The 8,047-nt window shown below is 41.3% G+C and carries 6 protein-coding genes; all 6 read right to left on the reverse strand.

What is annotated here, in order from left to right; all coding sequences use genetic code 11:
• Positions 1–383 precede the first annotated feature (383 nt).
• The gene (locus ACIQXV_RS12570; RefSeq protein ID WP_402959233.1) at positions 384–2,963 is read right to left on the reverse strand and encodes a DEAD/DEAH box helicase; all 2,580 of its coding nucleotides are present in this window, start codon (positions 2,961–2,963) and stop codon (positions 384–386) included.
• Positions 2,964–3,154: 191 nt separating this feature from the next.
• Positions 3,155–3,238: a putative holin-like toxin gene (locus tag ACIQXV_RS12575; protein WP_402959266.1), complete on the reverse strand. Its 84-nt coding sequence runs from the start codon at positions 3,236–3,238 to the stop codon at positions 3,155–3,157.
• A 103-nt stretch (positions 3,239–3,341) separates the two neighbouring features.
• Positions 3,342–3,533 carry a YbxH family protein gene (locus tag ACIQXV_RS12580; RefSeq protein ID WP_402959235.1) on the reverse strand — a complete coding sequence of 64 codons (192 nt, stop codon included), beginning with the start codon at positions 3,531–3,533 and terminating at the stop codon, positions 3,342–3,344.
• Positions 3,534–3,753: 220 nt separating this feature from the next.
• Positions 3,754–6,423, reverse strand: coding sequence for a pyruvate, phosphate dikinase (gene ppdK / locus ACIQXV_RS12585; protein WP_402959237.1), 2,670 nt, complete (start codon positions 6,421–6,423; stop codon positions 3,754–3,756).
• Positions 6,424–6,425: 2 nt separating this feature from the next.
• Complete coding sequence (locus ACIQXV_RS12590) at positions 6,426–7,241, reverse strand: pyruvate, water dikinase regulatory protein (protein WP_402959242.1); 816 nt, start codon at positions 7,239–7,241, stop codon at positions 6,426–6,428.
• Positions 7,242–7,257: 16 nt separating this feature from the next.
• The gene (ccpN, locus tag ACIQXV_RS12595) at positions 7,258–7,899 is read right to left on the reverse strand and encodes a transcriptional regulator CcpN (RefSeq protein WP_402959268.1); all 642 of its coding nucleotides are present in this window, start codon (positions 7,897–7,899) and stop codon (positions 7,258–7,260) included.
• Positions 7,900–8,047: the final 148 nt, after the last annotated feature.

Consider the following 8,047-nt stretch of genomic DNA (forward strand, 5'->3'; position numbering starts at 1 on the left):
CACCAAATGATCATGGAATTCTGTGTGAACATATCCTCATGCAGTGGTCATAAGGACGGAAAATGGGCTAGACAAGCGAAAACTGTCCTCATGAGCCAACCATGAGGACACTAATCGTATAAGACAAACGAAAAATGTCCTCATGAGTCATCCATGAGGACACAAATCAAAAAGGACAAACAAAAACTGTCCTCATTAGCCATCCATGAGGACAGTAATCGGAAAGGTCAAACGAAAAATGTCCTCATAAGCCATCTATGAGGACACAAATCGGTTAGGACTAGCGAAAACATTAGCCTATATACGAGGGTCAATCGGATTGGCCGCCTCTACGCTAAAACCCCGAGTACACATTCGTTGTGTCGCTCCAATGAATCCCTTCCTTAAAATTCAAATTCATCATACCGATACTTTCGATACTTTGCTGCATGACAGGCATCACATGTTGGAAACGAATGATCCCAAGGCAATTTTTTGCCGCAGCTTTTACATTTTTTCACGAATTTCTTTATGTCAGTTTTTAAGCGTTCCTGAACCTGATCACTAACTTCTTCGCGCAGTCGCTCCCAATAAATCGCTTCTGTCCGCTCGCCAAGACGATATAAAAATAATAGATGAAGTCCAACCGCTTTATAGCTTAATTCTAACTCTTCCAAGCTTCCCTCCTTTACAATTGGCTCCGGAAGCTCCCTGCCTTGGATGATGGCGTACAGCGTATCCTCCCATTGTCTCGTCAATGCTGGTTCATGTTTTGAAAAAGGCAGGTGTAAAAAGCCATACAAGTCCATCAAGGATAGCCGTGCTTCTATCTCTGTCCCGGCAATCAGTTGATAAAGCACCTTCTCTTCTGACAGTGAGGCCTTCTTTGTACCCTTAGGGCTTTCAAATTTTCCCCACAGCTCAAAAAATGTCCCCAAATCGTGATAATAACGTTGAAATCGTTCAAACACAGAATTGGTTGGAGCAATCGCAAACGTGTGGACAGGCTCATCCTCCTGCAGCAAGAGGTTCTGCATTTTTTTGATATCACTCGTAAAAGCAACCTTCCCAGTATCATAAATCCCTTTACGGCCTGCGCGGCCGGCAATTTGTTTTACTTCTTGTGAAGTAAGCAGCCTCCTCCTCGTTCCGTCGAATTTATCATTCTCTAGAAAAACAATCCGTCGAATCGGCAGGTTTAATCCCATCCCAATTGCATCTGTTGCGACAATTACCTTTGTTTTTCCTTTATTAAACTGCTCAATCTGCTTTTTCCGCGTTTCCGGCGGCATGCTGCCATAAATCATGCTAGCAGAATGGCCGTCATTTTGTAGTCGTGACGCGGTTTCAAGAACACGTCTTCGTGAAAAGCAAATCAGAGCATCACCTTTTTTAATATGTTTAATATGAAATTCTTTCTTTTCCACCTCAAGCGGCGTCTCGCGGCTATACTCATTTATTTCGATATCCGAATTTCCTAAAAGCTCAAGCAGCATCGTTTTTGAATTTCTGCTCCCGATGATATGCACTTCCTCTGCGTTCGCTTTTGTGATGGCCTTATACCATGAAAATCCGCGGTCCTTATCGGTAATCATCTGCGCTTCATCAATTACGACCACTTCGTAATACTCTTTTTCATGGAACATTTCCACGGTACAAGAGATATGCTGTGCGCCTGCAACCACTTTTTCTTCCTCGCCAGTTTTTAAGGAGCACGGCATCCCTTCAGCATTCAATTTATCAAAAACCTCGAGGGCTAACAGCCGAAGAGGTGCCAAATATAAGCCGCTATTGGCTGTTTTCATTCGTTCGAGTGCGTGATGGGTTTTCCCAGTATTCGTCTCGCCAATGTGCAGGACATAGCGCACATGCCGTTGTAATGAAGGGTCGTATTCTGCACCAAATATGTCTTTCATCATTCGTTCTTCGGCTTCTTTTTTCCTCTGTAGTTCTTCCTGCTCTTCTTTTTGTTTCTTTTCCCGTTCCTTGAGGTCTTTTTCAAAAATTTCCTTATGTATTTTACGGTTAAAAGGGATTTCTGCTAACTTTATTAAGTCAGAAACATACTCATCTTGAATATCTTCAATAATATAACCCTCAAGATCATATAAAAGCTGAGCAATACTGCCTTTTACGAAGGAAGCCGATAATTTCTCGTGAAAAATATTATGAAAACTTCCTTTAAGCTTATCCGTTAGCTGCTCTAAAATCTTATCAGGAATGAGCTCAGATATATAATCCGATATTAAACTTTCGTAAACAAAGAAATAGGTTTGATATTCAAATAAGCTTCGTCCCCAGTTTAGTGTCTTATGAATATCACCCGTCAGTTCCTCAAAAAATGACGCTACCGTCGTATAGGCAGTTGAATCAAATGAACCCTGATCAACTAATTTTTCCTCAAGTGCAACAGGATCAACAGATTGAAACTTCACATTATTTTTCAAATCTGCCGCTAACTGTTTCGCAACAAAGTGGCGGACATATAAATAAAATACTTCATATTGTTCCTCCAAAATCCCTACGGCGAAATCCTCTATTTCACTACGAATTAATTGCTTTTGTTCATCAAGCTGCTTCTGTTCTTCCAGCTTTAAAAAGTTAACCTTTGCCTCCTGGCAGCGCTCTACCCACAATTCTTCCTTTCCCGCGAATGTTTCCTCTATCCACTCCATCGCGTTGAAAGGCTGAAACATTCTCATTTCATCCCGAAATAGTTTGTTCAGCAGTTTGCGGTCAATGCCTTGGAGTTCAAATCCTTTTTCACTTAAAAATTGCTTTTTTTCATTTTTGGGAACATCATTTGTCGATTTATTCAGCCAAACATTCACCCAAATTTGCTCCACATAATGTCCGCGGTCGGCAAGGTACTGTTCAAAGGATGCCGGAATTTCTCGCATTTCCAGATAACGGTCAATATCTTCAAACACTTTCATTTTCGTATGTTCAACCGCTTGAGGATAAATGGTTTGTAACTTGCTCACACGAATCCCTCCTTTGTAATTTTGTTTTCTTTTTTCAAAAAAGTTATGTATAATGTGAGTATAGAAAATCATATAGTAAAAAAGACCGAGCCTGGCGATAAACAACTCGGTCATGCAATAGCTGGTTCCCTTACAGGGGATCGGCGTAAAGGGCAATAATCCACCGTCATGCTTGCCGGCTCAAGGGTGGATTATTTTTTTTTGTGGAAAGACAGAACCGTGACAATGAGACTAGCAAATGAAATAGCTAACATCAATGCTTGAAATACTGTCAAACAGCATCACCCCCTTCCATTAGGAGATGTGCCGCCCACCCTTGAGAAACTATTCTATTGCATTTTCATTATAGCATCAAATAAAACACAGAACAAGCGTTCCTTATATGTTATGTTGGGTACAATATTCATCCACCAAGTCTTCGATTTGATCTAATTCCGGAAACTTCCCTGAAAACTGAAATTGGATTTCCTCGATAAATTGTTCTTTGTTGTATACATGAACCGCCCCATTTTGCATCATGACACTATATTCCGGTACAAATCGGTACCCGTTTCGTTCAATTGCCCCCATTTTAAGACCCCTTTTCTATGTTTTTTATAGTATAAGCAGATTTTGAGGTGCTAATCCAATGATGGAAAGGTGCATTTTACGAAATCTTAGGGTTTTATTTGCGAAACAAACAGTTTTATTTGCGAAACTAGGGATTTATTTGCGAAACTGCCCCGTTTATTTGCGAAACCAAAAAAATCCAAAAAAGACGGCACCACCTTGGCACCGTCCCCCCAAAAAATCATGCTGTTGTATATACCTCTTCTTTATTCAACTCATGGCGAATTGTTGCCTGTGCGGCAGCCAGACGAGCGAGCGGAACGCGGTATGGTGAGCAGCTGACATAATCTAATCCCGTTCTGTAACAGAAATCAATCGAGCTTTTTTCACCGCCATGTTCGCCGCAAATACCTGTTTTCAGTGTAGGCTTCGACGCTCGGCCAAGCTTAACGCCTGTTTCTACTAACTTCCCAACGCCATCTTGATCAAGCACGGCAAACGGATTTTCCGGTAATACTTTATTTTCAATATAAGCTTGCAGGAATTTCCCTTCCGCATCATCACGGCTATAGCCAAACGTGGTTTGTGTTAAATCATTCGTTCCAAATGAGAAGAAGTCAGCTTCCTCAGCAATTTGATCTGCCGTTAAGGCTGCTCTTGGTATTTCAATCATCGTTCCAATCGTGTACTCGAATTGCTTACCCGTTTCTTCCTGTACCAGAATGGCTGCATCAATAACTAGCTGGCGCATTTGCTTTAACTCATTCACATGACCGACCAATGGAATCATGATTTCGGGCTGAACTTCCATGCCTTTTTCCGCCAGTTTAGCAGCCGCATAGAAAATCGCTTTCGCTTGCATTTCATAAATTTCCGGATAAATCATTCCAAGGCGGCATCCGCGATGGCCAAGCATTGGGTTGAACTCATCCAATTGGCGTACCTTTTTAAGTAATTGCTCTTTTATCTTCAATTCCGGTGACCCTGGATCCGTAATTTGCAGCTTTGTCACTGCAACCAATAGTTCTTCTTTATCTGGTAAAAATTCATGCAAAGGTGGGTCCAGTAAACGAATGGTAACAGGGAAGCCTTGCATCGCTTCGAAAATCCCTTCAAAATCCCCTTGCTGCATTGGTAAAAGATCGTTCAATGCTTCCATTCTCTCCGCATAATTTTCCGCAAGAATCATCTTTTGCACAGTTGGGATCCGTTTTAAATCCATAAACATATGCTCGGTCCGGCACAAGCCAATTCCACCTGCACCGAATTCAAAGGCTTTCAGTGCATCTTCCGGGTTATCGGCATTGGCACGAACATCCATTTTCCGCTCTTGATCTGCCCATGCAAGCAGCAGCTGGAATTCATCAGATAGTTCCGGATCAATCATCGGAATTTCGCCAAGCATAATTTCACCAGTAGAACCATCGATGGTAATAATATCTCCGTAGTTTACAAGAGTATCGCCAACGTTGAATTGTTTCGCTTTCAAATCTATTTTAAGGGCTTCACATCCGCAGATACAAGCCTTTCCCATTCCTCGTGCAACAACCGCTGCGTGGCTAGTCATACCGCCGCGGCTTGTCAAAATCGCTTGGGAAGCGACAATCCCATGGATATCGTCCGGTGTTGTTTCAGGTCGAACTAAAATCACCTTTTTACCGTCATTACTTAGAGCCTCTGCCTCATCCGCATCAAACACTACCTGCCCTGTGGCTGCTCCAGGGGAAGCCGGTAAACCTTTTGCTAATACTCTCTTTTCAAATTTGTCATCAATGCGGCGGTGCAGCAATTGATTTAATTGGTCTGGGTCAACACGTAGTAAGGCGGTCTTTTTATCAATGATTCCTTCTTCCACCATCTCAACGGCGATCCGGATCGCAGCAGCAGCCGTCCGTTTCCCATTACGCGTCTGCAGGATGAATAGCTGACCGCGTTCAACAGTGAATTCAATGTCTTGCATTTCTTGATAATGCTGTTCAAGGTGTTTACAAGTATCCGAAAATTGTTTGTATACTCCTGGCATTTCATCCTTTAATGTTGCAATCGGCTGCGGCGTCCGAATCCCCGCTACTACGTCTTCTCCTTGGGCATTGATTAAATATTCCCCATAAAGGACATGCTCACCTGTCGATGGATTCCTTGTGAAGGCAACGCCCGTGCCGGAATCATTCCCCATATTTCCGAATACCATGCTTTGAATGTTAACGGCTGTACCTAAGTGATCCGGAATTTTATTTAAGCGGCGGTACACAATCGCACGCTGATTGTTCCAAGAATTAAACACTGCGTTAATGGCAAGGAAAAGCTGTTCCTTCGGATCTTGCGGGAACTCTTTTCTTGTATGCTTTTTCACAATTCCTTTATACCCAACAATAACCTCCTGCCAATCTTCTGCCGTCATTTCAGGGTCAGAGGAATATCCTTTGTGTTCACGGGTTTCTTCTAAAAATTGTTCAAAATAGTAGGTATCGATTTCAAGTACTACATTACTAAACATTTGAATGAAGCGGCGGTAGGAATCGTAAGAAAAACGAGCATTGTTCGTTAGTTTTGCCATCCCGACAACCGTTTCATCATTCATCCCAAGATTTAAAATCGTGTCCATCATCCCAGGCATGGAAAAAACAGAACCGGAGCGAACGGAAACAAGCAATGGATCTTGCGGGTCGCCCAGTTTTTTGCCCATTTTTTCTTCTAAGCGTGAAAGTGCTTCTAATGTTTGTTTTTCTACCAACGTTGGAATGGTTTTACTAGCTTCATAGTAAGCATTACAGGCCTGTGTTGTGATGGTAAAACCATATGGAACAGATAAGCCAATTCTAGTCATTTCTGCTAGATTAGCCCCTTTTCCCCCAAGCAAATCTCTCATATTGCCATTTCCTTCATTAAATAAGTACACAAATTTGTCCATGATTAAAAGCTCCTCTCTTTTTTCAATACGTCTAATATTAAGCCTGCTGTTTCTTCCACTGCCTTATTTGATACATCAATGATCGGACAACCAACGCGCTTCATGATTTTTTCAGCGTGATCTAATTCTTCTAAAATCCTCTCAAAGCTTGCATAATTTGCCTGTGAGGCTAATCCTAATGCCTTCAATCGCTCTTTACGGATTTCATTTAACTTATCTGGCGAAATAATTAACCCAATGCAATTTTTGCGAGGGATTTGGAACAATTCATCAGGCGGCTGTACCTCAGGAACCAACGGAACATTCGCGACCTTAAAGCGCTGGTGTGCCAAGTACATCGACAATGGTGTCTTCGAGGTTCGGGATACACCAACTAACACGATGTCCGCCTTAAGGATTCCTCTTGGGTCTCGGCCGTCGTCATATTTGACGGCAAATTCGATGGCTTCAATCTTCCGGAAGTATTCTTCATCTAACTTTCTCATCAATCCCGGCTGGTGGTGTGGCTCCTTATTAAATTTTGTGGTAAATGCATTCATTAACGGACTTAGTAAATCTACTGCCATAATGCCTTCCTCTCGAGCACGCTGGTCTAAATACTCTTTCAATGATGGAATAACAATCGTATAAGCGATAATTGAATGGTCTTTTTTGGCTAATATGATCACATCTTCAATATCTTCAAAGTCATCCACATATGAATTACGGCGAATGTCAACATGGCCACCATTAAACTGTGTTGCCACTGCTTTTACAACAAACTCAGCCGTTTCCCCTACTGAGTCAGATACTACATAGACAACTTCTTTTTTTACCAAAATTCCCGCCACTCCTTTAATCTGATTTTTCATCCATAATTTCCAAATATGCCCGTGTGATGGTTGTTTTCGTAATTCGACCCACAAGCAAATATGTATTCCTTTGCCCGTCCATCTCCTTCACAACTGGCAAGGAATCAATGTGATTTTGGATCATTTTTTTCGCCGCTTCGAGCAATGTTTCTTCAGGATTTATGGTAATAATATTAGGCATTCTTGTCATGATGACACTAACAGGCAATTCATTCAGATCACGATTCCCTAGTGATGTTCTGAGCAAATCCTTTCTGGAAATAACCCCTGCTAAATGCCCATCTGTATCGACAGCGTAAAGTGTTCCGACATCCTCTAAAAATAATTGAACGATGGCATCATATACAGATGTTGATTTTCCAACAACGATCGGAAGTGCTTTATAATCATTTACTTTTTGATACAGAAATCTTTCAGCTTGTCGCTTGACTTTAATTTTTTCATTAAAAAAGTAACCTACCCGGGGTCTTGCATCTAAACTGCCAGACATTGTTAAGATGGCGAGATCCGGTCTTAAAGCTGCCCGAGATAACGACAGCTTATCAGCAATTTCTTTTCCCGTTATTGGTCCATTTTGTTTAACAATCTGCAGAATCTCATCTTGGCGTTTTGTGAGTTTAATTATTAACACCTCCTTATTTGAAAATAAATATGGTATATTCTATGTATTAATATTAAATGTGCTATACTTATTTGTATATAGTATATTACATTTAAACAAAAAGCGAAACAATAAATTTTTATTTTTTTGACAAAATAGGAAACTAATGAAG

Source organism: Neobacillus sp. NPDC097160 (assembly GCF_044762155.1).
Taxonomy (GTDB): Bacteria; Bacillota; Bacilli; order Bacillales; family Cytobacillaceae; genus Neobacillus.